22 protein-coding genes and 1 pseudogene are annotated in these 24,741 nt (G+C 62.7%); 3 read left to right on the forward strand and 20 right to left on the reverse strand.

Annotated features, from left to right (window positions below; translation table 11 throughout):
• The first annotated feature begins 32 nt into the window (after positions 1 to 32).
• Together H1B27_RS00850 and H1B27_RS00855 are read left to right on the forward strand one after the other, a co-directional pair.
• Positions 33 to 1,133, forward strand: a complete 1,101-nt coding sequence (locus tag H1B27_RS00850) for an NADH:flavin oxidoreductase (RefSeq protein ID WP_197964610.1) — start codon at positions 33 to 35, stop codon at positions 1,131 to 1,133.
• A gap of 50 nt (positions 1,134 to 1,183) precedes the next feature.
• On the forward strand, positions 1,184 to 1,975 hold the full coding sequence (locus H1B27_RS00855; protein ID WP_197964611.1) for a crotonase/enoyl-CoA hydratase family protein: 792 nt from the start codon (positions 1,184 to 1,186) through the stop codon (positions 1,973 to 1,975).
• A gap of 23 nt (positions 1,976 to 1,998) precedes the next feature.
• Here H1B27_RS00855 and H1B27_RS00860 read toward each other — a convergent pair whose 3' ends face one another.
• The 9 genes and pseudogenes from H1B27_RS00860 to H1B27_RS00900 form a co-directional block, all read right to left on the reverse strand.
• The gene (locus H1B27_RS00860) at positions 1,999 to 2,145 is read right to left on the reverse strand and encodes a hypothetical protein (protein ID WP_197488844.1); all 147 of its coding nucleotides are present in this window, start codon (positions 2,143 to 2,145) and stop codon (positions 1,999 to 2,001) included.
• A 1,347-nt stretch (positions 2,146 to 3,492) separates the two neighbouring features.
• Positions 3,493 to 4,108 (reverse strand): annotated as a pseudogene (locus tag H1B27_RS00865) (VOC family protein).
• Positions 4,109 to 4,154: 46 nt separating this feature from the next.
• Positions 4,155 to 4,874 (reverse strand): SDR family oxidoreductase, encoded by a 720-nt coding sequence (locus H1B27_RS00870; protein WP_197964612.1) that lies wholly within the window; start codon positions 4,872 to 4,874, stop codon positions 4,155 to 4,157.
• Positions 4,871 to 5,725 (reverse strand): ATP-binding cassette domain-containing protein, encoded by an 855-nt coding sequence (locus H1B27_RS00875; protein ID WP_197964613.1) that lies wholly within the window; start codon positions 5,723 to 5,725, stop codon positions 4,871 to 4,873. The genes H1B27_RS00870 and H1B27_RS00875 overlap by 4 nt, the downstream gene beginning before the upstream one ends.
• On the reverse strand, positions 5,722 to 6,597 hold the full coding sequence (locus H1B27_RS00880; protein ID WP_197964614.1) for an ABC transporter ATP-binding protein: 876 nt from the start codon (positions 6,595 to 6,597) through the stop codon (positions 5,722 to 5,724). Before H1B27_RS00880 ends, H1B27_RS00875 begins: the two co-directional genes overlap by 4 nt.
• Entirely contained in the window at positions 6,594 to 7,481 is an 888-nt protein-coding gene (locus tag H1B27_RS00885) for an ABC transporter permease (protein WP_197964615.1), read from the reverse strand. The genes H1B27_RS00880 and H1B27_RS00885 overlap by 4 nt, the downstream gene beginning before the upstream one ends.
• Positions 7,474 to 8,481, reverse strand: a complete 1,008-nt coding sequence (locus tag H1B27_RS00890) for an ABC transporter permease (RefSeq protein WP_197964616.1) — start codon at positions 8,479 to 8,481, stop codon at positions 7,474 to 7,476. The genes H1B27_RS00885 and H1B27_RS00890 overlap by 8 nt, the downstream gene beginning before the upstream one ends.
• A 31-nt stretch (positions 8,482 to 8,512) precedes the next feature.
• Positions 8,513 to 10,051 (reverse strand): ABC transporter substrate-binding protein, encoded by a 1,539-nt coding sequence (locus H1B27_RS00895; RefSeq protein ID WP_197964617.1) that lies wholly within the window; start codon positions 10,049 to 10,051, stop codon positions 8,513 to 8,515.
• A gap of 84 nt (positions 10,052 to 10,135) precedes the next feature.
• Positions 10,136 to 11,368, reverse strand: a complete 1,233-nt coding sequence (locus H1B27_RS00900) for a dienelactone hydrolase family protein (protein WP_197964618.1) — start codon at positions 11,366 to 11,368, stop codon at positions 10,136 to 10,138.
• A 204-nt stretch (positions 11,369 to 11,572) separates the two neighbouring features.
• On the opposite strand from H1B27_RS00900, the gene H1B27_RS00905 reads away from it, so the two are divergent.
• A complete protein-coding gene (locus tag H1B27_RS00905) occupies positions 11,573 to 12,166 on the forward strand; it encodes a helix-turn-helix domain-containing protein (RefSeq protein WP_063816741.1) in 594 nt (197 codons plus the stop codon).
• A 105-nt stretch (positions 12,167 to 12,271) separates the two neighbouring features.
• Here H1B27_RS00905 and H1B27_RS00910 read toward each other — a convergent pair whose 3' ends face one another.
• From H1B27_RS00910 to H1B27_RS00960, 11 genes are all read right to left on the reverse strand, one after another.
• On the reverse strand, positions 12,272 to 12,724 hold the full coding sequence (locus H1B27_RS00910; protein WP_197964619.1) for an FAD binding domain-containing protein: 453 nt from the start codon (positions 12,722 to 12,724) through the stop codon (positions 12,272 to 12,274).
• Between the two features lie 27 nt (positions 12,725 to 12,751).
• Positions 12,752 to 14,713 (reverse strand): hydantoinase B/oxoprolinase family protein, encoded by a 1,962-nt coding sequence (locus tag H1B27_RS00915; protein ID WP_197964620.1) that lies wholly within the window; start codon positions 14,711 to 14,713, stop codon positions 12,752 to 12,754.
• Positions 14,714 to 14,716: 3 nt separating this feature from the next.
• Positions 14,717 to 16,741 (reverse strand): hydantoinase/oxoprolinase family protein, encoded by a 2,025-nt coding sequence (locus H1B27_RS00920; RefSeq protein ID WP_197964712.1) that lies wholly within the window; start codon positions 16,739 to 16,741, stop codon positions 14,717 to 14,719.
• A gap of 164 nt (positions 16,742 to 16,905) precedes the next feature.
• Positions 16,906 to 17,865: an AraC-like ligand-binding domain-containing protein gene (locus tag H1B27_RS00925; RefSeq protein ID WP_061883593.1), complete on the reverse strand. Its 960-nt coding sequence runs from the start codon at positions 17,863 to 17,865 to the stop codon at positions 16,906 to 16,908.
• Positions 17,866 to 17,995: 130 nt separating this feature from the next.
• Positions 17,996 to 18,961, reverse strand: a complete 966-nt coding sequence (locus H1B27_RS00930; RefSeq protein WP_197964621.1) for a LysR family transcriptional regulator — start codon at positions 18,959 to 18,961, stop codon at positions 17,996 to 17,998.
• Between the two features lie 218 nt (positions 18,962 to 19,179).
• A complete protein-coding gene (locus H1B27_RS00935) occupies positions 19,180 to 20,157 on the reverse strand; it encodes a 5-oxoprolinase subunit C family protein (protein WP_197964622.1) in 978 nt (325 codons plus the stop codon).
• Positions 20,147 to 21,022: a 5-oxoprolinase subunit B family protein gene (locus H1B27_RS00940; protein WP_197964623.1), complete on the reverse strand. Its 876-nt coding sequence runs from the start codon at positions 21,020 to 21,022 to the stop codon at positions 20,147 to 20,149. Before H1B27_RS00940 ends, H1B27_RS00935 begins: the two co-directional genes overlap by 11 nt.
• Positions 21,023 to 21,065: 43 nt before the next feature.
• Entirely contained in the window at positions 21,066 to 22,466 is a 1,401-nt protein-coding gene (locus tag H1B27_RS00945) for an acetyl-CoA carboxylase biotin carboxylase subunit (RefSeq protein WP_197964624.1), read from the reverse strand.
• 16 nt (positions 22,467 to 22,482) lie between these two features.
• Positions 22,483 to 22,725, reverse strand: coding sequence for an acetyl-CoA carboxylase (locus H1B27_RS00950; RefSeq protein WP_197964625.1), 243 nt, complete (start codon positions 22,723 to 22,725; stop codon positions 22,483 to 22,485).
• A 37-nt stretch (positions 22,726 to 22,762) separates the two neighbouring features.
• Entirely contained in the window at positions 22,763 to 23,491 is a 729-nt protein-coding gene (locus H1B27_RS00955) for a LamB/YcsF family protein (RefSeq protein WP_197964626.1), read from the reverse strand.
• A gap of 89 nt (positions 23,492 to 23,580) precedes the next feature.
• A complete protein-coding gene (locus H1B27_RS00960; protein ID WP_311976910.1) occupies positions 23,581 to 24,732 on the reverse strand; it encodes an ABC transporter substrate-binding protein in 1,152 nt (383 codons plus the stop codon).
• Positions 24,733 to 24,741: the final 9 nt, after the last annotated feature.

Consider the following 24,741-nt stretch of genomic DNA (forward strand, 5'->3'; position numbering starts at 1 on the left):
CGTAACACGACCAACTTGCTCATGGAACACGGATGTCCAGCGACGTTCTTTTCCGCCCCTTCAAGCTGAAAGGGTTGAACTTGCCGAACCGGGTCGTGATGGCGCCGATGACGCGCTCATTCTCTCCGGGCGGAATCCCGACCGAAGACGTCGCGCGGTATTACCGCCGGCGTGCCGAAGGAGCGGTCGGATTCATCATATCGGAGGGTACCGGCGTGGATCGTCCGGCATCCCTGAACGATCCGAACGTTCCCCGTTTTCACGGCGAGAAGGAGCTGGCGGGGTGGCGGCGTGTGGTTGACGAGGTGCATGCCGCGGGCGGTCTGATGGCACCGCAGCTATGGCACGTCGGAGCCGTTCGCACCCGCGCCAAGGATTGGTCTCCTCCGGGGGCCTACGACAGTCCGTCCGGCCTGTCGCGACCGGAGAAGAAGTTCGGCGAGCCGATGAGCGAAGCGGACATCGCAGACGCCATCCGCGCTTTCGCCGATGCGGCGCTTGCCGCGAAGCGTCTGGGGTTCGACGCCGTCGAATTGCACGGCGCGCACGGCTATCTGATCGATCAATTCTTCTGGGAAGGCACCAATCGCCGCGAGGATGCCTATGGAGGCAAGGACCTGCCGGGCCGGGCCCGGTTTGCCGCTGATATCGTTCACGCGGTGCGCAAGTCGGTCGGACCCGACTTTCCAATATTGCTGCGGATCAGCCAGTGGAAACAGCAGGACTACGAAGTGAAACTTGCAGATACGCCTCGCGCGTTGGAAGCCTGGCTCAAACCTCTGGTCGACGCGGGGGTCGACATTCTGCATTGCTCGCAACGGCGCTTCTGGGAGCCGGAGTTCGAGGGGTCCGATTTGAACTTCGCAGGATGGGCCAAGAAGGTGACGGGAGTGCCGACGATCTCGGTCGGGTCGGTCGGCCTGACCGGCGAGTTCATCGCCGCATATAGCGGGGAGAGCTCCCGTCCGGCGTCCCTCGACGAACTGATCCGCCGCCTTGACCGCGAGGAGTTCGATCTTGTCGCGGTAGGGCGGGCGCTGCTTCAGGATCCGCAATGGCTCCTGAAGATACGCGACGGCCGGACGGAGGAATTGATGGCTTTCGAACGGACCGCGTTTGCGGCACTGAGCTAGGCTGGTGCGCGTCATTGTGCAGTCGCCTGGAAGCAATTCGGAGATAGACAATGAGCGACACCAAGACCCAAGCCGGCCGAATCCGCACCGAGGTGCACGGGCATGTGTTCAAGATCATCATCGACAACGTGGCGAAGAAGAACTCATTCAGTCCGCAGATGATGGCGCAGATGTCGGATGCGATGACGCTTCTCGATCGCACCGACGATTATTGGGTTGGGGTACTCTGCGCCGAGGGTCCGGATTTCACCGCCGGACTGGATATGCCGAAGTTCTTCGGACCCAAGGCCGAGAATACCGAGCTAAAGCCCGGCAACATTGATGCGTTCGCCTTGAAGAGCCGGTGCCGCAAGCCGATTGTGACGGCCGTACAGGGGATCTGCTTCACGATCGGAATCGAAATGATGCTGGCTGGCGACATCGTCGTGGCGGCCGACGACGCCAAGTTCTGCCAGATGGAATCCAAACGCGGGATTGCGCCTCTTGGTGGTGCCCATTTCCGCTATTTGACGCGGGCGGGCTGGGGAGACGCGATGTATCATCTGTTCCTGTGCGACGAGTTCGGCGCAGCGCGGGCTCACAAGATCGGCTTCGTTCAGGAAGTCGTTGCACCCGGCCAGCAGATTGCGCGCGCGATGGAGATTGCGAATCTGATCGCCAAGAACGCGCCGATCGGCATTCAGGTGACGAAGGAGGCTGCGTTGAAATTCATCGAGGCCGGCGAGAGCGCGGCGATCGATTACATTCCCAAGATCAAGGATCGCGTCTTCAGCAGCGAAGACATGAAAGAAGGCATCCAGTCTTTCGTGGAACGTCGCTCGGCCGTATTCCGCGGGAAATAGAATCCGGCACAGTTGGACGTCGCTCACGAGCCGGAGGATCTGACCATGGGAAGCATCAAGAAGGCATTCGATCTCTCCGGCAGGAACAGGCGGTGCAGATCCATGGCGGCAGCGGCTACATCGGCGAGTGTATTGTTCAGCGATAGCGTATTGAAGGGCGCCCATTTCATTCAGCTCTGCGACATGAATTGTACGCCGCTGCTGTTTCTGCTCCGCAACCTCTCTAATGGGCTGCGGCGTTCGGCGATATCTTGCTGCCGCTCAGCAAGCGCAGTTTAGACCGAGCGCGGCGCGCCTTTGCTAGGTCTTGTGCTGCTTGCGGCACCAACGCTGCAGCCCGTTCCTACGGTTGTTCTGAGCTACAGTGCATGCCCCTTGATAGGATTCGCTGCGCGTCAGCATAACTGTCTCCGCCTCGAAGCCGCGCGCCGCATCAATGAATGGTCGAAGCCAGATCCCGATCTTTCGCTCAACGTTTCCAGCTTTTCGTCCCCGAAGAGTTCGAGTGAGCGCTCTTTGATCTCGTGCGACGAATGCCCATAGTCGGTCGGTTAAGCCCAGTCGTGCGACCACTAAGTCATTGATTGTTCTCACCCCGCCGCTATCTCTTAATCAGCGGGTCCCAGGTTCGAGCCCTGGTGCGCCCACCAAGCTTCTCAATAGCTTAGGTGCCTCTCGCGACAGCCATTCCGACAAGCGGTCAGCGGCTATTCCGACAAACCAGCTGCTTTTGTTCGCTCCTCGCGACGCTTTTTACTGCCTGAGATCAGTTGCTTGCGCGTGCGTTTTGCATATGTCGGCAGTTGCCGCGCTGATCGATGACGGCCCGCAGCGCGCAATTCGGCGTCCGTGAGATCGCTATCCGCCCCCTCCGTGAAGCCCTGTCTATACCGAAAATCTAAGCTCGGCCGTAGTGGTGGTGAAGTCCGCCAAGGATGCGTCTCACCAAAGACGATGATGTGATCTAAGCACTCGCGGCGGATCGATCCGATCGACCGTTCGGCAGCTCCAATTCTGCGCGGCGAGGCCGGTGCAGTAGGCTGTCGCGGATGCCCTTGGAGTGCATTCGGCGCGTGACGACGCTGCCATAGACCGTCGTGATCCCGGATGGCCAAAAGCGGATTTTCGATGCTGATCCGCCGGATCAACACGCGCGGCTCGGTGTCGATCTGCGATCGGCCTCCCGAAGATCGTGACTTCCAACGCCAGTAGCAGCGAAAACCAGTCCTGTGCCAACGCACGATCGTGAGGACGGACGAGATTGATGGAAACCAACGATACAACTGGACAAAGAACCAGCGATCATGGTTCGTGAGCCGGACGCGACCCTGCAGCCTCCACCGCAAGTCCATCAACTGATGTCGAAGCGCCGCGTTCTCAGCTTCAACCGGCCTAAGATTGATCGCGCCGCCCCAGACGACGCAGCCCCCTCGCGCTCGACGACGCGCCTGATCTCCGCCGTCTCCAGTTGGACCGGTGCCATGGTCTCCATAGTGTGAATTCGTCTATGGCGCGCGTCATTTTGTCGGCTCGGTCGTCGACCACAGCACGGTCTTGGCGTTCTTCTCAGGCGTTCTTCTCATAGGCCATGCCCTTGGGATAGCTGATCAGCTCCATCTGCATTCCCCACGGTGTCAGGAAATAGAGGATGGTTTGACCGGCCGCCGGCCCCTCGTTCACGGGAATCGGTCCCTGCATGGTCTTGACGTTCTTCGATCGCAGATACTCGGCAGCCTTTGCGATGTCGTCGACATAGAGCGCGATGTGGTGGCCTCCGATATCGCTGTTCTTCGGCACCGTCTTGGCCTGGTCGGGTGATTGATACTGGAACAGCTCGATATTGGAGCCGTATCCGCAGCGGACCATGCTGATCTCGTCGATGACGGCGCGCGGGTTCACGTTGACGACGTCCTGCATGAAGGTGCCCTTGTCGTCCATGAACGGTCCGAACGACATCGCATGCGAGCAGCCGAGGACGTCGGTGAAGAACGCAGTCGCGGCCTTCACGTCCGGCACGGTGATGCCGGTGTGGTCGTGACCACGCAGGCCCGGAATGGAATCCGCCGAAGCCGGCAGGATCGAGGCTCCGAGCGACAATACGGCGGAGGCAAGCAGTACTCTCAACGGGATCATGATCACTTCCTCATGGTTTGCAGCAGCACAAGGTCTGACGCGAAATTCAACCCGGCGACGCCAGCTGGCGTTCGACACCCTTGGGATCATGGGCAAGGCCTTGTGCAAGGCCGCGCGCCATCTCGCCGACATAGATCTCCTCCTCGCCGGCCTCGAAGCCGTCGAGGATTTCCTTCGCCGCATCCGCGGTCGTCATCTTCGGGATAGTCAGCATCGCAGTCATGCGGGTGTCGATCGCACCGGGAAGTGCGGCAACGACACGCACGCCCCTCGGGCCGAGATCGCCGCGCAGGCCCTGAGTCAGGCTGAGGCCCGCCGCCTTGGAGGCGCAGTACGATCCCATGAATGGCAGATTCACGCGTGCGAGGATGGTGAGGATGTTGAGGACCGCCCCCTTGTTCCTGACCAGCGCGGGCGCGAAGGCCTTGGTCACCCGCAGCGGCGCGAGATAGTTGATCTCAATCTCCTCGCGGGCGATCGCAAGATCGGGAGCGACCATGAAGCCGGTGTTGTGGTTGATTCCGGCATTGTTGATCAGCACCGCGACGTCGCCGAACTGATCGGCGGCTTTCGACACATCGTCGTCGCTCGTCACATCCATCTTGACGGGGACGATGCCGTCCGAGGCTGTCAGGGCGAAAACATCGCGCGCGGTAGCATAGATCTTCGCAGCCCCGCGCGCCTTCAGTTCGGCGATGAGCGCCTGCGCGATCGCTCCGGCAGCACCTGTGACGAGCACGACGGAACCTCTGATTGTCTCAGTCATGCGGCTGATCCTTGCTGTTGCGGAGAGACGACCGAGGATTCATCGAGCCAGCCCGGCTCGACGTCGGGCAACGGTATCGCGGCGAGCAATTGCCGCGTATAGGCGTGCTGCGGAGCACCGAACACGCGTGCGACCGGGCCGGATTCGACCACTTCGCCGTGATGCAGGATTGCGACGTCGTCGCAAAGCACACGCACGACCGAGAGGTCATGGCTGATGAACACCATGGTGAGGCCAAGCCGCGCGCGCAACTCCTTCAGCAGCAGCAGGATGTGCGCCTGGGTCGAGACGTCGAGACCCGACACGATCTCGTCGGCAACGATGAAATCGGGCTCGAGCGCAAGGGCGCGTGCGATGCCGGCGCGCTGGCGCTGGCCGCCGGACAATTCGTGCGGATAGCGATAGGCGAAATCGGACGGCAGGCCGACGAGACTGAGCAGCGCGGCCGCGCGCTCGCGCTGATCGCGCTTGCCCTTCAGCCGCCCGTGCACGCCGAGCGGGCGCGTCAGCGTCGTGCCGAGCCGGAGCCGCGGATTGAGCGAAGACTGTGGGTCCTGAAAGATCATCTGGATGCGTGCGCGCAACGGGCGCAGCGCGGCCTCGTCGAGCTGACCTATCTCGAGGCCGTCAAACTGGATGCCACCAGAGGTCGGCTTCAACAGCCGCACCAGCAAACGGCCGAGCGTGGTCTTGCCGGAACCGGATTCTCCGACGAGACCCACCACCGAACCACGCGGCACCGCGAGATCGACGCCCTTGATCACTTCGCGGAGAGTCGGCTTCCCGAACAGGCCGTTACGCTGCGGATAGCCGAAGCCGAGGCCGCCTGTCTGGAGCAGGATATCGCTCATGCAGCCCCCACCGCTGGAACCTGATCGAGTCGGTACGCCTCCGACCACAATTGGTCGATGAGATCAGGCGGCACTGGACGCAGCGCTTCCGCAGGCCGGTCGGCGCGCGGCGTCGCGGCGAGCAGCGCACGGGTATACGCATGGCGCGGTCGCACCAGCACGTTGGTTGTCTCGCCCTCCTCCAGCACCCGGCCGGCATGCAGCACCGTCATGCTGCGGCAGATCTTGGCGACCACGCCGAGGTCGTGGGTGACGAACAGCACGGCGCTGCCATGGCGCAGGCGTAACCGCTCGACGAGCTGCAGCACCTGGCGCTGGACGGTAACGTCGAGCGCCGTGGTCGGCTCGTCGGCAATGACGAGCGCGGGATCACAGGCAAAAGCCATCGCGATCAGCACGCGCTGGCGCATGCCGCCGGAGATCTCGTGCGGATAGAGCGCGAGGACCCGCTGGGGGTCATGGATCGCAACCTCGGCCAGAAGCTCGGTGGTGCGCGCCAGCGCCGCACGCTTCGACAGGCCGAGATGATGCCGCAGCAGATTGCCAATCTGCCTTCCGATGCGTTTCACCGGATTAAGCGAGGTCATCGGATCCTGCGGGATGAGCGCAATGCGGCGGCCGAGCAGGCTGCGGCGTTCGGCCTCGGCCATGGCCAGCAGATCGCGGCCCTCGAAGGCGATGCGCCCTGCGGTGACGCTTGTGTTCGCCGGCAACAGCCCGAGCACGGCACGACCGAGCATGGACTTCCCGGCGCCGGATTCGCCGACCAGCCCGCGGACCTCGCCCGGCTGCACATCGAGGCTGACACCGCGCAGAACATTGGCGGCCCCGATCGCGACCTTCAGCCCTTCCACCGCGAGTGTCGCCGTCATGAGCGTTGTACCGGATCTAGCGCGAGACGCAGGCCGTCGCCGAACAGATTGAGGCCGATCACGCTGGTGATGATGCAGGCGATCGGCAGCGCCATGATCCACGGCGCCTGATAGACGATTTGGCGACCCTCGGCGATCATGCTGCCCCAGGTCGGCGTGTCACCGGCCACCGAGATGCCGACAAAGGACAGGATGACCTCGACTAGGATCGCAATGCCCATCTCGACGGCGAGGAGGGTCACCAGCAGCGGAACGAGGTTGGGCAATATCTCCAGCCGCAGCAGCCTGGCCCGGCTCAGGCCGATCACTTGCGCGGCGGCGGCATAGTCGCGCGTGAGCTGCACCATGGTCTCGGCGCGAATGACGCGGGCAAAGCGCGTCCAATCGATCACCACGATCGCGGCGATCACCGAGGTTAGTCCGGCGCCGATCACGGTAGCCAGCACGATCGACAGCAGCACCGGCGGAAAGGCCATCCAGACGTCGATCAGTCGCGAGATGGACTGATCGACCCAGCCGCCAAAACTCCCGGCAAACAGGCCGAGCGCGACGCCGATCAGCGCAGCGAGCGTTGCCGCGATCAGTGCGACCATCACGGCCGTACGCGCCGAATAGGTCAGGCGCGACAGCACGCAGCGGCCGAGGCTGTCCGTGCCGAGGAGATACGCGTGATCCCCGCCAGTCATCCAGGCCGGCGGCAATTGCGCGGACATCAAATCCTGCTCGAGCGGATCGTGCGGCGCGAACACGGGCACGAATATCGCGGCCAGCACCAGGAGAGCGACCAGCACCGTGCCGATCCAGAGACGCGGACCGCCCCGCCTCAAGCCCGCAAGCAGGCGCGACGGCGGCGCGGCAAGCGAGGCGATTGCGATGTCAGCCATGGCGCAGCCTCGGATCCAGCATGGTGACCATGAGATCGACCAAGAGATTGAGCGCGATGAATAGCACCGCAAAAGTCAGGACCAAGCCCTGGATCAGCGGAAAGTCGCGGTTGATCACCGCATCGATCGCCATGTTGCCGATACCCTCATAGGAGAAGATGCGCTCGACCAGCACGGTGCCGCCGAGCAGCAGCGTCACCTGCACGCCGCCGAGCGCGACCGTCGGGATCAGCGCGTTAGGAAACACCTCGTGCAGCAGGATGTTCGGGCGCGAATAGCCGCGGGCGCGCGCGATCTGGGCATAGTCCTGATCCTCGGATTCCGCCAGCGACGCTTTCAACAGACGCGCCACCAGGGCCGCAAACGGCAGCGCCAACGCGAGCGCCGGCAGGATCATGTGATGCAGAAGCGCGAAGGCGATGTCGAAGTGGCCGGTCAGGATGCTCTCGATCAGGAAGAAATTGCTGCGCAGGTTGAGGTCGATCTCCGGATCGATCCGGCCGGAGATCGGCAGCAGCGGAATCAGCACACCAAACAACAGCAGCAGGATCAGCGCCCAGAGGAAATCCGGAATCGCGAGCAGCACGCCGATGCCGCCATCGACGACCCATTCGGCGCGCCGGCCCCGCAGCAGAATGCCGACAAGCGCTGCGACAACGCCAATCACGACGGCGGTCATCGTCGCCAACAGCGCAAGCTCGATCGTGGCCGGCAGCCGCGCCAGTAGCAATTCCAGCACGTTTTGCCGCACGCTGATGGAGCGGCCGAAATCGCCGCTTGCGACCTGGCCAAGCCAGGTCGCAAATTGTTGGAGGATCGGCTGGTCGAGGCCATAGAGCGCACGGAGCCGGCCGATGTCGGCCTCCGAGGCGCCGGGCGGGATCATCATGGCAATGGGATCGCCCGGCACGACGCGCAGCAGCACGAAGACGATCACCGCCACACCGAACAATGTGGGTGGGACGAGGACAAGTCGCCTGATCAGCTCGCCCGATCGCATCCTTGTGCCCCCCTTTTTCGAAGCCGGCGGCTCAAGCCGGCGTGACGAGCTGCGGAAGGATCATGCCGTTGGATTGCGACACGACCTTGAGACCCTTCTTGTGGATGATCGGCTGCACATATTGGAACAGCGGAATCACCTCGCCCTCCTCGGCGATGTACTTGTCGACGGCCTTGTAGCCTGCGATACGCTTGGCCTCGTCTTTCTCGCCCCAGAGGGGCCCGATGCGCTCGACGAGATCCTTGCCCTTCCAGGCGCAATGCGGCGAGGGACCAAACATCGCAAAGCCGGTCGAGGTCGAGGGATCGCCGATCGCGTTGCCCCAATTGTAGAAGGCGGCCGGCGCCAGCGCGTGGCGTGCGCGCAACTCGAAATGCTTGGCGATCTCGTATATCTCGATATTGGCGTCGATGCCGACCTTGCGCCACATGCCGACGATCGCCTGGATCATCTCGTAGTCTTTCGGCTTGAAGCCGCGCGTGGTCTGGATCGTGAACTTGACCGGCTTGTCCGGAGAATAGCCGCTCTTGGCGAGCAGGCTTTTCGCAAACTGGGGATCGTAGGCAACTTTGATGGAGGGATCGAAGGCCGCATAGCCCGGCGCCTCGAGGGTCGAGATCGGCACGCCGTAGCCCTTGAGAAGCCGGTCGACGATCGCCTTCTTGTCGATCGCATGGTGCGCGGCGAGCCGCACATTGCGGTCGAGCATTGGGTCGATGTCGGTGATAAAGATCATCGCGATGTCGGACACCGGCTTGGTCTGCCCTGCCAGGCCCGGCTTGGCTTTGAGGCGGTCGAACTCTTCGTAAGGGATCTCGAAGGTGAGATCCGAGCCGCCGGATTCCATCTCGGCGACGCGGCTCGTCGGATCGGTGATGAACTTGAAAACCACGGTCTCGAAAGCCGGCTTGCCGTCCCAGTAGCCAGGATGCGCCTTCAGCCGCAGGAAGGCGTTGCGCTCGAAGGCATCGACCCTGTAGGGGCCCGATCCGATCGGCGCCTTCTCGAAACCTTCGGCACCGACCTTCTCGAAATAGGCCTTAGGCAGAATATAACCGGTGAGGAACGCCATCCATTTGAACAGCGTCGGCTCGAATTCGAGCACGTCGCCGGTGATGGTGTTGCCGTCGATCTTGTAATTGCCGACCTTGGCCCAGACGAACTGGATCGGATTGCCGCCTTTCGGATCCGCCGCGCGGGTAAGCGACCAGACGACATCCTCAGGCGTCACCGGCGAGCCGTCATGCCAGGTCGCGCCCTTGCGCACATCCATCGTGATCTTGCTGCGATCCTCGTTCCATCCCCATTTCGTCAGCAGCCCGGGCTTGAAGGAGAGGTCCGGCGCCTGGCCGATATAGGGGTCGAACACCGCCTGATAGATCGACTGGATGGTCGGGTTCACGGCCGAGAGGCCGACAGTCGGGTCGAACGACGGCAAATTGACGTTGTAAGCGATGGTCAGCGTGCCCGGCGTGGCCGCAAGTACGCCACCGGTGAGACCCGAGGCGAGTGGCAGCGCGGCGACGCCGCCGACAAGCTGGAGAAGCGAGCGACGAGAGAGATACGACATGTTCATGACCCCCAACACGATGGACGAGAGATTGCGAGCATTTGCGAAAGCGGCGCCACAAGCGGCGCCGTCGATCAGATCTGCTTATTTCCCGGCGCTCTCGGACCAGCGCGCCATCAGCGTGTTGGACGGCAGCGATTCGTTGACCAACTTCTTGGCGGTCTCGACGCCGGCCACCGGCAGCTTGCTTGGATCGATCAGGCCGATCTGCACCAGCACCGACGCCTGGTCCCAATAGATGTGCTCGTTGTAGAGCTTGTCGCCACGGAAGCGCACGATCGCCACCAGCGGGATCTCGACATACTTGCCGGTCGGGGGCACGCCGGGCAGCATCCAGTCGATCTCGATGTCATGGGTAAAGCAGAATAGCATCTCGTCGACGATGCGGTCCGAACCGATGGTACGGGAGATCGGCACCAGCTTGGTGTCCTGCGGCGTCTTCGGAATGAAGTGGTTCTTGTAGAAGCGCAGCAGGTCACGATAGCCCACGCCACCCGTCATGGTCGGGATGTGGTTGACATAGGGCTCGGCAACCATGGTCGTCATGGTCTGCTCGGCCGACCGCGTCGCGAATTCGAGTTCGGTGTGCTTGTCCCACAGCGCCGAGAGGTCGTAGTGCGGGCCAAGCACCTTCCGGAACAGCGCGATCGAGCGTGTATAGGCCATCAGCGTCGCGGGCTTGTTGAAGCTTGTGCGCTCCGGCGCAGCGAAGGCGTGGTCGCAACCGGGGTAGAGGTAGAATTCGATCTCAGGCCGGCCCTTGAACGCCGCCATGATCTGTGCTCGCGCTTCCGCCGGCGCAAAGCGATCGAGCTCGGCGAAATGGAAGACCACGGGGCATTTGACGTCGGCCGCTTCGCTAAGATCGGCCTCGATGCCGACGCCGTAATAGCTGACGGCGCAGTCGACGTCCGTCCGCGCGGCAACGAGATAAGCAAGCTTGCCGCCAAGACAGAAGCCGAGCGCACCGACCTTGCCCTTGCATTCGGGACGCGCGCGCAGCACCTTCAGCCCGTCGGCAGCGTCCTTGATCGACTGATTGGCATCGAAGCGTTGGTAATAGCCCATTGCCTTGCCGAAATCGGCCTCGGTGTAGCCGAGCTCGACGCCGGGCTCCATGCGCCAGAACAGATCGGGTGCCAGCACCACATAGCCTTCCTCGGCGTAATGGTCGGCAACCTCACGCATCGATTCGTTGACGCCGAAAATCTCCTGCAAAAGCAGGATGCCGGGACCGGAGCCCGAAGCTGGGACCGCGAGGTACCCCTTGAACGTGCCGCCATCCTTGGCAGCGATCTCGATCCACTGTCCAGCCACCGTGATCGTCCCCTCTCCTCGTTGAGCCCTTGGAGCCTTCCCCATCGCGGCGCGTCTGTTTGACGCGTCGGGCACGAGGCAAAGGCGGTTGCCTTATCATCATGCTTTCTTAATTGAATTTTTAATGTAAGAATCGAACTTGTAAATAGCATAGATTGAGCACAGCCTGCCCAGGCAGTAAGCGAGGGCGGGAATCAGGAGACGATGTTGAGGAAGACGCAGAAGGCGGCCGCGCGACGAACGGGCACCGCCGCGAGAGACAAGCAGCGGCCGGCCGCGACGGAGCGGCCAGGCTCGTGGCACCTGGCGCGCACCGAGACCGAGCTGCGCCTCTCCGAGTTCGAGTTCAGGCTGGAGCGGCTGGCGCAAGCCTATTATCGGTGGAAGGCTGCCTGCCTTGCCGCCGTCTGCGACGTGCCGTTGACCGGAGACGACGTCGCCGTGCTCAACGTGGTGCGCATGGGCGATGAACCCAAGCGACTGTCAGAGATCGGCCAGCTGCTCAACCGCGTCGACGTCCCCAATCTGCAATATGCGACTCGCAAGCTTGTAAAGGCCGGTTTGATCGAGACCGAGGGCTCGTCCTCGCGCAAGGAGACGCGCTACCGCGTGACCGACCGGGGCCACGACGTCACTGAAGCCTATGCCGCCTTGCGCGCGGAAACGCTCCCGCCGATGTTGGAAGCACTGGACGACTGGGCCGAAAAATCGGAGGCCGCGGGCTCCCATCTCGAACTGGTGTCGAGCCTCTATACGCAGGCCGCCCAGGCCGCGCTCATACGGCGGCATCAGCCCTGAAGCTGCTGTGCAGTCTCGCCTGCGATTGCAAAGGGAGAGATATCCCGGCATGACTCGAACATGCGACTTACGGCGTGGGAATAAGTTGGTTAATTCTAACGGCGGTTAACTACGCCTTGTCTCCGGTAAGCGCGTCGCAGACTGCATCCCGTGCGGCGGTCGGCACTGGCAGGTTCTTGCCATCATTCCGGCCGCACGATCGAGGACGGCATCCTTGCCGACGACTGTAGCCCATTCGCGGATGCGCCAGACGGAGCGGCTGGCTGCGGCCGTGAGCACGTCGAACGCCGGAAGTTCTGCCAGCGTTGCGGCCAGCGTGGCGCGCGTGACCGCCGCGCCGACCTCGACCACATCGGCATCGACCTTGATCGCGTGGAGCTCCGGAATCTTCTCTATTGCGACGTAGCGGGACTTGAGCGGCTCGTGCCGGATTGGAGCGCGCATGATCCAGGTGCCACCGGCGAAGGGCGCGGCCGCTGAGCCGCCTTCGTCGTGGGCTTCGAGCGCGGCCGGCAGAGATGGTGCGACGTCGACGGACCTCGAAGCGGGGGTCTGCATGGCGTCTGGAGCTCTCGGTTTGATCGGTCAGCCTGTGCTCCATTTCGCTACTGAGCGCCGCTCGAACACCTCGCGGAACTGACTTGTGGATTTTGGAAGAAGCGCTCCAGTGCCCCAGTCGAGGATCACGGCATGCTGGCGGATCGCGTCGAGCGCGCTGATCATACCGCTGCGATAATTTTCCGCTACGATCTCTGGATCGAGCCGCACATTGGCGACACGCTCGGCCCTGATTTTGGCGCGAAGCGCCGCAGTCGCGGCCATGTCGACCTCATATTCGCACAGTTCAGCATCGACGGTGCGCACGACCACGCCATAATCCTTGGCGGCGCGTTCGACCGAAACGTAGTCGTCCTTGATATCTTCGATCACGAGGGCCGGGTCGCGTTCGAGTGGATCTCCAAACCCGCCGCCGCCCGCAGTCGGGCGTGAGAAGATATCGCCTTCGCCGATCGGGACATCCGAGAAGATCGAGCCGAGCCGCTCTTCGCCTTTGCCGTCGGCGCGGGTCAATGTCAGGCCGTGCGGCATGGACGGCAGACCGCCCTCGATGCCCCATACCACCGCACGCTCGCGGTCGCAGATATAGGAGATCACGGTTTTCTCCGCCTGGAGCATGCGGGAGGTTTTCACGACGCCGGCGCCGCCGCGCCATTTGCCCGGACCGGCTGAGTCCTTTAGGATTTCGCATTCCGTGGTCAGGATCGGATTGGCGCGCTCCTGGCCTTCGACAGGTTGCGACATAAGACCTGTGCCGAAGCAAGCCGTCGTGACGTTGCTGCCGTCCTTGCCGTTGCGCCCGCCCCAGCCGCCCGGCAGCCAGTCGTAGAACATGAAGATTGGCTTGTCGGAGCTGCGGGCGTCGAGACCACCCGTGAGCAGATATTCGAGATTGAACGCGCAGGCGAGCGCGCGCTCCGGCATCAGCTTCGACCACATCTCGTAGATCGAGTTCATGATCTTCTCGAACGGCATCAGGAAGCCGGTGACCGCGATCGGCCATTTGGCATCGATGATCGAGCCTTCCGGCGCGATGATTTCAAAGCAGCGGTAGAATCCGGAATTGAGCGGGAGATCCGGGAAGAAAGTCTTCATGCCAGCTGCGACGGCCGAGAAGGTTGTGCCGAAGGCCGAGTTGTAGATCGAGCTGATGGTCGGATGGCTGCCGGTAAAGTCGTAGATGGCGCGGTCGCCTTTGATCGTCAGCTTGATACGAATCGGGATCATGCCTTCGCTGCCGGCGGGATCGCGGTCGATGAAGTCGACGGTCTCCCATTCACCGTCGGGCAGCGCCGCGATGCGCTGGCGCACTGAACGCTCGACGTAGTCCTGCACGGCGCCAAGGCCGGTCTCGACCGTGTCGCGACCATATTTGTTGACGAGACGCAGGATCTCGCGCTCGCAGACCTGGGTGGCCTGGGACTGCGCCTGGATGTCGCCGATGATCGACGCCGGATCGCGGGTATTGGAGGCAATCAGATGCGCAACGTCCTTGCAGAAGCGCCCCTTGTCGAACAGGCGGATCGGCGTGATGCGCAGCCCCTCGCGGAACATTTCGCGTGCGGCGACGTCGAACGATCCCGGCACGCTCCCGCCGACGTCCGACCAATGACCGTTCGACTGGCTGAAGGCGATGATCTTGCCGTCGGCAAAGATCGGCCGGATCAGGCGCACATCCGGGAAGTGCGTGCCGCCGGCGTAGGGGTCGTTGATGGCGAAGACGTCGCCCTCATGCATGTCACCGTCGAAGAAGCGCATGACGTCCTTGCAGGTGAAATGCAGCGTGCCGACATGGACCGCGATGTCTTGATTGCCCTGTGCGGCGCACTCGCCGCGGGCGTCATGCAGGGCACTGGAAAAATCGCGGTTGTAGATGACGAAGGAGTAGCAGGTCCGAAGCACCTGCTCGCCCATCTGGTCGACGCTGGTGATGAAGGAGTTCTTGAGAACTTCGAAGGTGACGGGGTCGAGCGGGAGGTCTCCGGCCATGGTTCACTCCTTCACGCGGATGATGATGTTGAGATACTTGTCGACCTCGGCGCTGGCGCCTGGCGGCACGACAGTGGTTGCGTCGACCTGCTCGACGATCGCGGGGCCCTGAAAGGAGAAGCCGCAGGGCAGGTCGTCGCGCTCGTAGACGGGCGTGTCCAATCCGTTGCCTTCGAACCACACCCTGCGGCGGCCAACCGGCTCAGGGATCGCACCGGTCGGTTCGTGGACGGCGAACTCCGCCTTGGGGACGACGCCCACCGCCCTCAGATTGAGACGAAAGAAGCTGACCGGGGCGCTGTCGCGGCGGAAATTGTATTCACGCTGGTGCTCGGAATGGAAGCTCTGGACGAGGTCGGCGATCGCGCCGATGGGGCTCGGTGCGTGGACCGCGAGCGAGCGCCACTGGCCGCGATACATCATGTCGATCGATCGCTGGAGCACGATATCTTGTGGTGCGATGCCTTCGTAGGTGAGCCGGGCGAGTGCGTCCTTCTCCAGCGCCGCGAACTGCGCCTCGATATCGGCGGCATCAGCCTCGTCGGCGCCGACCATACAGCTCTGCGAAAAGTCGTGCTGCATGTCGACCAGGAGGCAGCCAAGAGCCGATGTCACGCCGGGATTAGGCGGCACGATGACGACGGGGATGGCAAGCTCGCGCGCGACATCGACCCCATGCAGGGCACCTGCGCCGCCGAAGGCGACCAGAGCGAAATCGCGCGGATCGTAGCCGCGGCTGATCGAGATCAGCCGCACAGCATCCGACATGTTGGCGTTGGCAACCTTGACGATCGCGTCGGCAGCCTCGTGCAGGCCGAGGCCGAATGGCTTTGCGACGCCGTCCTCGACTGCCTGGCGTGCCAGCATGGGGTCCAGCTTCACCTTGCCGCCGGCGAGATTAGTGCCGAGCCGGCCCAGCGTGACGTTGGCATCCGTATTGGTGGGCTGCGTGTTGCCGTTGCTGTAACAGGCGGGACCCGGAAAGGCGCCGGCGGATTGCGGCCCGTTGCGCAAGGAGCCGGCCGAGTCGGTCCAGGCCAGTGATCCGCCACCGGCTCCGATGGTGAGGACCTCGATGGACGCGAAGCGGATCGGATAGCCGAACTCGATGTGCCAGTCCTTGGTGATGCGCGATTGCCCTTCATAGGCCAGCGAGACGTCGGTCGAGGTGCCGCCCATGTCGAGGCCGATCGAATTGGGAAAGCCGCAAAGACCGGCGATGTAGCGGCTGGCGATGGCACCGGCGGCGATTCCGGAACCAGCCAGACGCGCGGCGAAGTCCTTGACGCTGGCCGGCGTCATGACGCCGCCGCCGGTGTGCAATAGCAGGAGATCGCGGGTATAGCCTTCCTCGGCGAGGCGCTCGCCGAGCCTACTCGTGTAGCTAACCACGACCGGGCTGACGACGGCATTGGCAACGGTCGTCGAAAACCGCTCGTGCTCGAAGATTTCGGGGAGCACCTGCGAGGAGATCGAGACCGGAATGTCAGGCATTTCCTCGATGAGGATATCGCGCATGGCCCGCTCGTTCGCCCCGTTGAGATAGGCGTTCATGAAGCAGACCGCGATCGCGGCAACGCCGCGGCGCTTGAGGATGCGCGCGACGTTGCGCGCGGCCTCGACATCGAGCGGCTCGATCACGATGCCGCCGGCGTCGACCCGTTCCGGCACGGTCAGGCGGTCGCGCCGCGGGACATAAGGCTTGACGACATCCTTGTAGGTGTCCCAGAGGTCTTCCTTGTTGGCGCGCCGGATCTCGATGACGTCGCGAAACCCCTTGGTCGTGACCACGGCGGTGCGTGGTAGGCGGCGCGTGATCAGTGCGTTGGTCGCAACCGTCGTGCCGTGGGAGAATAGCGCCACATCGGTAAGATTGATGCCTGCCTTGGATACGCCGCCCATGATCCCCTCGATGGGATCGGGCGTCGACGACGTCTTTTCGATACGGATGAGGCCGGTTGCCTCGTCCATGATGCAGATATCGGTAAAGGTGCCGCCGACGTCGACGGCCACACGAAGGTTCTGCACCATGCGACATCCTCATCGAATTGCGATCGCCGATCATATGCAAATCGGTGGCGGCAGTTCTTGACGCTGAGCGCAGGAAAATTTGTGCGAGAGAGCAGCAACGGTCGACGTGCCGACGCCGACTATCGGCTGCCTAAGGGTTGGTCAGGCGCGCAAATGTGCCTTCAGGAAAGGGCGGTGCGTGCCGCAGCGCGGGCCTCGCTCGGGGTGCAGCCGAACCGGCTGCGGTAGTTCCGGCTGAACTGGGCCTGGTCACTGAAACCCCAATGGTAGGCGATTTCCGAGATGCTCTTGCGGCAGGACGGATCGCGCAGCATGGCGTCGGACATCGACAGGCGCTGGTTCCGGATATAGGCGCAAACGGTGACACCTTCGCCCTCAAAGACCTGATGAAGATATCTGAGCGAGATGCCACAGCCGTCTGCGACCATTTGCGGTGTGAGCCGCATGTCGTCGAGGCGAGTGCGAATGAACTGCTCGCAGCGATGGAGATGGCCATTGCGAACGGACGAGGAATGGCCCACCAGCACGCGGTCGTCGGATTCGATCACCATCGCCAAGAGATCGATGAGATGCTTGCCCATTACGGCGCGAGCCGTGTCGTCCATGTCCGCGATGCGTTCGCCGGCAAGACGCAGCGTGTCGACGAAAAGTGCGCCCACGCTGCGGCTGGCGTCGAATTGCAGCGTGGCAAGGCGTTCCGGGCGGGATATCCGAGCACGCAGGACGGCGCTCGGGATCTTCAGCACCCAGAGCGCCGCCGGATCATGATGGCTGAATTCATAGGGCAGATGGCTTCGCTCGATCAAGAATGCGCCGGGCCGGCACCGCACGTCCTTGCCATCCTGCACGAAACGGATCTCGGCGAGCTCGGGGACCGTGATGAGGAAGCATTCTTCCCGCTCATTCGCGAGGTGCCGTTCGCGGCGCCTGTAGAGCAGGCCATTCGAGACATTGCGGGATATCGAGATCGGACCCATGGACCATGCGCCCAGGCCCGCATGGAAGTTGCGACCGCCGGGAAAGACAAGATCGAGCGGGAAGTAGGTATTGGAGACAACGTCCCGCCAGAAATGCCGTCGATTTTGCAAGGGAACATCGCTGGTCGCATAAGTGGCCTGCATGCCGCACTCCGTCCTTGTCGTCGTCCGTCTGCGCCTTACGGTCTTTCATCGCGCCGACTGCCGTGATTGGCCCAAGCTTGGCGAGGACGACCTGCCGACGTCAAATCGAATTTAAGCAGGTGCCGATATCTCAGATTTCGATGGCCTCGTCCGATCGTTGTCTGTGGTCGATGCCGACAGGAGGACGTACGGGACCAACACCCGCCACGGCGAAGCGCATGAAGTCGCGATACGCCTTGGCGGCCTCCGAAAATTGGGTGTCACGGCGCCAGGCCAGTCCGACGTCCATGCTGGGCACTTCGTTCTCGATGACGCGGGTCTCGATCCGTTGTCCCTCGAGCGACCAGGGACGGTAGACGAGATCGGACAGGATCGTAATGCCCATTCCGCCTGCAACCATGGATCGGACGGCTTCGACGGAGGAAGTGCGGAAGATCGTTCGCGGTTCGAGCGACAAGGCGTTCCAGTAGCGCATCGACGTATGCTTGGCCTCGTCGACGGTGAGCATGACGTAAGGGTAGTTCGCGATCTCAGCGAGATGGACGCGCTCGGCGCGGGTCAATGGATGATCGGGAGCGAGCCACAACCGGCGCGGCGACCGCAACAACGTCTCGCTCGCAAGCATGGCGTTGTTGTGCAGGTTCGAGACCAGCATGACCGCGAGATCGAGCGCACCGTCGACGACGGCGCGTTCAAGCACGTCCCGCGGCGCCTCGTACAGCTCGACCGTGATCCCGGGAAAGCTTGCCTGGAAACGCATCTGATGGCGCGGCAGAAAATAGCCGGATACGGTATAGGTGACGCCGATGCGCACCGTTCCGAACAGCGGACCGGCGGAGATATGCGTCCCGCGGACGGCTTCGGCGACTGAAGCAAGGATCTGGCGTCCCTGCGACAGGAACCGGCTGCCCTCCATGGTGACGGTTACCCCGGCCGGGGTACGTTCCAGCAGGCGGGCGCAGACTATCGCTTCGAGTTGCTGGATCGCGGCGGTGACTGCGGATTGCGAGACATTCAGGTCGACGGCCGCCTGGCTGATCCGTCCAGTTTCGGCCGCGGCGATGAAATAGCGGATTTGTTTCAGAGAAACGGACATCGCAGTCGATCCGATATTTTGAGTTTGCCTAACTCATGAGCGCTTGAGCGCTGCTTCTCGCGCATCAGTTTTCGTTGCAACTCCCGTGCCCAACGCCCGCGCCGGCGACTGGAGGAACAAAGTCAGTGGAGTGGAGGGACGGTCAGAGCGACCACGCACGATTGCCTCGGGGCCTGGCAGCCGCGCGTACCACCCCCTCAGCCCAAGGCCCAAGGCCGTTACGCCAACGCGCTCCGGAGCTTGCCCAGCAACCCGGCTCGGCTCTTGCGCGCCGCAAGGGCCTCATCCATCCCAACCTTGACGAACCTGACCGGTGTATTCGGCTGGAGCTGGCCGATCAAATCCATGTCCGCGGCGATGACCGTGCCGACCATGAAATAGCCGCCGCCCGAGACGGCGTCGCGATGCAGTACAATCGGTTCGGTACCGCCGGGAACTTGGATTGACCCGTAGGGATAGCAGGCATCGGTGATATTGGACGGATCTGAACCGGCCCCGAAGGGCGGCTCGCGCGGCACGAACTCGAGCGGCTTGCCACCTTTGAAACGGTAGCCGATGCGATCAGCTTCCGGCGCAACCTTCCAGGTGTCGCCGAAGAAGCCGTTGCCAGCCGTGTCGGTGATGCGATGCCAATATAGCCCCGGCATCACGCGCAGTTCCGTTGGCATCGCCGCCGGCAGGCCGCGCAGATCTTTCCCGACCGAGCGGCCTTCCTTGACCGCTGCGGCGGCCTTGCCGATTGGAAGTTCGTCACCGGCCTCGAGCTTTCGGCCCTTGAAGCCGCCAAGCGCGCCGAGCGCGTAGGTGGAACGCGAGCCCAGGACAAGCGGCACGTCGATGCCACCGGCGATCGCGATATAGCCGCGCGCGCCCTGCTTGAGGAAATCGAAGGAGAGCTTCTGGCCGCGCTTCACCTTGAAGCTCGTCCAGGTCTCGCGCGGCTCGCCGTCGAGCTTTGGCGGCAGCTCGGCTCCAGTGATCGCGACCACGGCGTCATCGGTAAATTCGAGCTCCGGCCCCATGAACACGGCCTCGAGAACCGCAGCGCCTTCCTCGTTGCCCACGAGCAGGTTGGCGGCGGCGAGCGCGTGACGATCCATACCGCCGGAAAGCGGGATGCCGATGTGATAATAGCCGGGACGTCCCAAGTCCTGGACGGTTGTGGCAAGGCCGGGCTTCAGGACCTTAATTGCCATGGAGAACCCCCTCGAGTTTGCGATTGTAGGCGTCGATGTCGTTGTTGAATTCGGTCAGCGAGAATGAGACGTCGCGGATGATCGGCGCGAAACGGCCCGCATCGACATCGGCCACCGCAGCGTCATAGGCCGGTCGGTCGATCGGTTTCCATTTCACGATGTCGCCCGGCTTGAACAGGCACATGAAGTCACGCAGGTAGCTGATCTTCTGGTTGGGATCGTAGATCGGCATCGGCGTGATGCCGAACATCTGGTAGCCGCCGGCGCCGCGTACCGAGTAAATGCAGCTGAAGCATCCGCCGTGTCCGACGGTGAGTTTCGGCGTGTCCGTGCGTGGGCGAAGATACTTCGGCGCCTGGATCTGCCGTTGGCGTTCCACCATCTGGTAGAGGAACGGCAGGCCTGCGACGAAGCCGACCATGGAGACGAACCATGGTGCGCTGGAGTGCGCCTTGATGAAGGCGTCGACTCCGTCGAGCCCGTTGATGCGCGCGGCATATTCGAGGTCGGTGCCGTTCGGATCCTGATGGCGCTCGCGGAAGCGCATCAGCGTCTCGTGTGTCCAGGGATCGTTGTAAAGAACCGGGATTTCGATGATCCGCGTCTTGATGACCGGTGCGGATGTTTCAGATGCGGAATCCAGCTGTTTCAGCTCGACAAGCAGGTCGTCAGGCCTTATCTGGTCCGGATCGAACTTGACCTGATAGGACGCGTTGGCGGGGCAGATCTCGATCACGCCCTTGATCCTGGCGTCGCGCACTGCATTGGTGACGAAGAGGCCCTTGAAGAAGGCCTCCAGTGACATGGACTCGGCGACCTCGGCGAAGATGTGCTCGTCGCCGCCGTAGGAAAATCGGGTTTGCATGACTAGCGGCCTCCTGTTGCCGACGGGGCGGATTCTCTTGCGGTCATCGGGCGACCTTGGCGGTCGTTGACGGCTCTGCTGTCGTTAGCGCTGCCGCATGGGTTTCCAACCATGGCTCGAGCCAGGCTGTATGAAAGCGCGCGGCCCGGACGTCCGGATCGCGTACGAGCGCCTGATGCAAGGGCTTTGTCGTCGCCAAGCCCTCGACGCTGAGCTCCGCAAGGGCGCGCTCGAGCCGCCGGATCGCGCTCGGTCTGTCCTCGCCGTGCACGATCAGCTTGCCGAGCAGACTGTCGTAGAACGGCGGTACGGTGTAGCCCTGATAGAGCATGCTGTCGAAACGCACGGCTTCGCCTTCGGGTACGCTGAGCGTGCTGATTGTGCCGGGGCATGGAAGAAATCCCTTCGCGGGATCCTCGGCGTTGATGCGGACCTCAATCGAATGACCGCGGACGCGAACCTGATCCTGGCTGATACGCAGCGGCTCGCCGCCGGCAATCCGGATCATTTCGCCCACGAGGTCGATGCCGGTGACCATTTCCGTGACGGGATGCTCGACCTGGATGCGTGTGTTCATCTCCAGAAAGTAGAATTCGTGGCTTCGGTCGTCATAGAGATATTCGAGCGTTCCGGCACCGCGATAGTCGACGGCCTTGGCGAGCGCGACTGCCGACGAACACAGCTCGTCGCGAACGGCCGGCGTCAGCGAAGGCGAGGGAGCTTCTTCCCAGACCTTCTGACGGCGCCGTTGCAGCGAGCACTCGCGCTCGAAACAATGGATGACGTCGCACCCGTCACCGAGGATTTGCACCTCGATGTGCCGCGCGCCTTCGATCAGCTTCTCGACATAGAGCCCGCCATCGCCGAAAGCCGCGAGTGCTTCCGCTTGCGCCTGCGGCATGAGATGATGAAATTCCTCGGCTGAACGCGCGATACGGATGCCGCGTCCGCCACCGCCAGCCGCGGCCTTGATCATCACCGGAAAGCCGGTCTTTTCGACCAGTGCGAAGGCTGCGTCGGCAGACTCCAGGCGTCCCGCGCTGCCGGGGACGGTCGGCACGCCGGCCGCAGCCGCAGCCTCGCGGGCTGCGACCTTGTCGCCCATCAGTCTGATCGATTGCGCTGTCGGGCCGACAAAGATCAGTCCGGCCGCTTCGACGGCGGCTGCGAACTCGGCGTTCTCCGCCAGGAAGCCATAGCCGGGGTGGATTGCGTCGGCGCCGGTCGTCCTCGCAGCGGCGAGGATCGTCGCCTGGTTGAGATATGATTTCGAAGCTTGCGGCGGACCGATCTCGATCGACTCGTCCGCGAGCCGAACCGCGAGCGAGTCCTTGTCGGCCTTGCTATAGACCTGAACGGTCGCAATGCCGAGCTCGCGTGCCGCACGGATGATGCGGACTGCGATCTCGCCGCGATTGGCTATGAGGAGTTTCTGGATCGTCATGGCCGGTCTGGCGGTCTCAAACGTCAATCTCGGCAATCGGCTGCCCCGCCATCACGGCTTCCTCATTCTCGGCCAGGAATCGCACGATCTTGCCGGCCGCGCCCGCCTTGACCTCGTTGAACGATTTCATCACCTCAATGAGTCCGATCGTATCGCTGTCCGCGATGATGTCGCCGTCAGTCTTGTAGTCTGGCTTGTCGGGGGCGGGCTTGCGATAGAATATGCCCGGTAGCGGCGAGAATATCTGCTGTGTTGCCATGGAGTGCTCCTGAAGGATCGTCGTTGTCCAGCCCGCCTCACCGCGCGGTGAGGTAGGGACGGACGGCCTCGCGAACGGCGTGCGCGATTGCGACGGCATTGGGCGTGTCGGAGTGGATGCAGATCGAGTCGGCGCCGACCAGTACGTCGTTTCCGGCCACCGATCGGGTCTTGCCTTCATTCACGGCTCTCGTGCACCGCGACGCCGCATCGGCCGGATCCTTGGCTTCATGCTCGCGCGTGATGATGAGGCTGCCATCGGCGTTGTAGTCGAGGTCGGCGTAGTATTCGGCGACGAAGGTGTGGCCGCGCCGCTCGTAGACCATCTGATGCAGCGTGCCCTTCATGCCGAGTAGCGGCACCTTGTAGACGTCAGCGGCATCCGCGATGGCCTCCGCGATGTTCTCGTTGCGTGCGGCCATGCCATAGAGGGCGCCATGCGGCTTGATGTGATTGAGCGGCATGCCTTCGGCATCGAGGAATGCCTTGAGCGCGCCGATCTGATAGAGCAGGCAGTTCGTCAACTCCTCACGGTCGATCTTCATCTCCCGCCGTCCAAAACCTTGCAAGTCCGGCAGTGACGGGTGGGCGCCGACCTTGACGCCGAATTGCTTGGCGAGCTGCACCGTCTTGCGCATGTGATTGAAGTCGGATGCATGGAAGCCGCAAGCCACGTTAGCGACATCGATGTGGGGCATCAGCGCCCTGTCGTCGCCCATTTTGTAGAGGCCATAGGCCTCGCCCATGTCGCAATTGATCACGACCATTCTCCTGTTTCCTCTCAACGGCTTGCATTCGACCAAGGCACAAGGCCGCCCGCAGATGCGACATGGACCGCGGGCGGCGTACTGCCAGCTTACTTCGACACCAGATAATCGACCGGGATCTTTTCCGAGATCGTCCACTGATCGACCATCTTCGGCTTGCCGCCCTCGGTGTCGATGATCAGGTAACGACCCTGGTTCTGATGGTGGATGTCCTTGTTGAAGGTACGCGGACCGAACAGCGTGGCCTCGTTGTTCATCTTTTCCAGCTCGGCGACGACGGCCGGAGCGTCCGTGGTCTTGGCGCGCTCGACCGCCTTGGCCCAGACTTCGATCAGGACATAACCGGGATAGACGTACTGGCTGGACGGATCGCCGCCCGTCACGTCCTTGTACTTCTTGTTGAACTCGTTGACCTTCGGATTGGGATCGTCGCCGTAGATCGAGCCCTGCACCGGAACGTAGAAATTCGACAGATCCGGAATGGCATTCAGCCAGTAGCTGCCGTCCATGCTCGAGCCGTTGAGGATCATCGACTTGATGCCGGCGGCCCGGATCTGTTTGATGGCCGAAACCGCGCCCGGCATCATCGTGCAGACCATGATGGCGTCGGGTTCCTTTGGCAGGCTCTTGATACGCGTGATCTGGGACGCAATCGAAGCGTCATCATTCTTGAACGTGTCGCTTCCGGCCAGTTTCGCATCCTTTAGCTTCGGCATCATCCAGTCGAAGCCGTCGCAGATGCCCTTGTTGTAGACGGTCCAGCTATCGAGCAACCTATAGAAGGTGCGAGCGTTCTTCTTGTTGTAGGCCCACTCCGCCATGGTCGCGCCCTGCACGGCGGCCAGGACGGAGCCGGAGAACGAGTAGGGACCGACGCCGGGGATGCCGGCCTTGATCGATTCGGCGCAGAGGAAGAACGAGACCTTGCCGGCCGCTTGCGCCTGGAGTGCCGCCGGCGCGCCGAAGTCGTAATCGCAGGAGACGACCACGAGGTCGGCGCCCTGGTCGAGCACCGCGAGGCCGGCCTTGGCGCCTTCAGCCTGATCGGTCTTGGTGTCGGCAAAGACGGCCTTGATCTTCCTGCCGAGCAAGCCGCCTGCCTTATTGATTTCGTCGATGCGGATCATTGCCGCATCTTGTGCCGGCTTGTCGTAGGCTTGCATGAAGCCTGAAGCTGCGGTCGCAAATCCGATGACGATCTCGTCGGCCGCCCTGGCCGGCGCAAACCAGAGTGCGGACACTCCAATCAG

It is taken from the genome of Bradyrhizobium diversitatis (assembly GCF_016031635.1).
Lineage (GTDB): Bacteria > Pseudomonadota > Alphaproteobacteria > Rhizobiales > Xanthobacteraceae > Bradyrhizobium > Bradyrhizobium diversitatis.

What these genes read in the sequence shown, in the direction of transcription:
- H1B27_RS00850 (WP_197964610.1), top strand. Translation starts at nt 33, where the DNA reads ATGTCCAGCGACGTTCTTTTCCGCCCCTTCAAGCTGAAAGGGTTGAAC.
- H1B27_RS00855 (WP_197964611.1), top strand. Translation starts at nt 1,184, where the DNA reads ATGAGCGACACCAAGACCCAAGCCGGCCGAATCCGCACCGAGGTGCAC.
- H1B27_RS00860 (WP_197488844.1), bottom strand. Translation starts at nt 2,145, where the DNA reads ATGAAATGGGCGCCCTTCAATACGCTATCGCTGAACAATACACTCGCC.
- H1B27_RS00870 (WP_197964612.1), bottom strand. Translation starts at nt 4,874, where the DNA reads ATGACTGAGACAATCAGAGGTTCCGTCGTGCTCGTCACAGGTGCTGCC.
- H1B27_RS00875 (WP_197964613.1), bottom strand. Translation starts at nt 5,725, where the DNA reads ATGAGCGATATCCTGCTCCAGACAGGCGGCCTCGGCTTCGGCTATCCG.
- H1B27_RS00880 (WP_197964614.1), bottom strand. Translation starts at nt 6,597, where the DNA reads ATGACGGCGACACTCGCGGTGGAAGGGCTGAAGGTCGCGATCGGGGCC.
- H1B27_RS00885 (WP_197964615.1), bottom strand. Translation starts at nt 7,481, where the DNA reads ATGGCTGACATCGCAATCGCCTCGCTTGCCGCGCCGCCGTCGCGCCTG.
- H1B27_RS00890 (WP_197964616.1), bottom strand. Translation starts at nt 8,481, where the DNA reads ATGCGATCGGGCGAGCTGATCAGGCGACTTGTCCTCGTCCCACCCACA.
- H1B27_RS00895 (WP_197964617.1), bottom strand. Translation starts at nt 10,051, where the DNA reads ATGTCGTATCTCTCTCGTCGCTCGCTTCTCCAGCTTGTCGGCGGCGTC.
- H1B27_RS00905 (WP_063816741.1), top strand. Translation starts at nt 11,573, where the DNA reads ATGTTGAGGAAGACGCAGAAGGCGGCCGCGCGACGAACGGGCACCGCC.
- H1B27_RS00910 (WP_197964619.1), bottom strand. Translation starts at nt 12,724, where the DNA reads ATGCAGACCCCCGCTTCGAGGTCCGTCGACGTCGCACCATCTCTGCCG.
- H1B27_RS00915 (WP_197964620.1), bottom strand. Translation starts at nt 14,713, where the DNA reads ATGGCCGGAGACCTCCCGCTCGACCCCGTCACCTTCGAAGTTCTCAAG.
- H1B27_RS00925 (WP_061883593.1), bottom strand. Translation starts at nt 17,865, where the DNA reads ATGCAGGCCACTTATGCGACCAGCGATGTTCCCTTGCAAAATCGACGG.
- H1B27_RS00930 (WP_197964621.1), bottom strand. Translation starts at nt 18,961, where the DNA reads ATGTCCGTTTCTCTGAAACAAATCCGCTATTTCATCGCCGCGGCCGAA.
- H1B27_RS00935 (WP_197964622.1), bottom strand. Translation starts at nt 20,157, where the DNA reads ATGGCAATTAAGGTCCTGAAGCCCGGCCTTGCCACAACCGTCCAGGAC.
- H1B27_RS00940 (WP_197964623.1), bottom strand. Translation starts at nt 21,022, where the DNA reads ATGCAAACCCGATTTTCCTACGGCGGCGACGAGCACATCTTCGCCGAG.
- H1B27_RS00945 (WP_197964624.1), bottom strand. Translation starts at nt 22,466, where the DNA reads ATGACGATCCAGAAACTCCTCATAGCCAATCGCGGCGAGATCGCAGTC.
- H1B27_RS00950 (WP_197964625.1), bottom strand. Translation starts at nt 22,725, where the DNA reads ATGGCAACACAGCAGATATTCTCGCCGCTACCGGGCATATTCTATCGC.
- H1B27_RS00955 (WP_197964626.1), bottom strand. Translation starts at nt 23,491, where the DNA reads ATGGTCGTGATCAATTGCGACATGGGCGAGGCCTATGGCCTCTACAAA.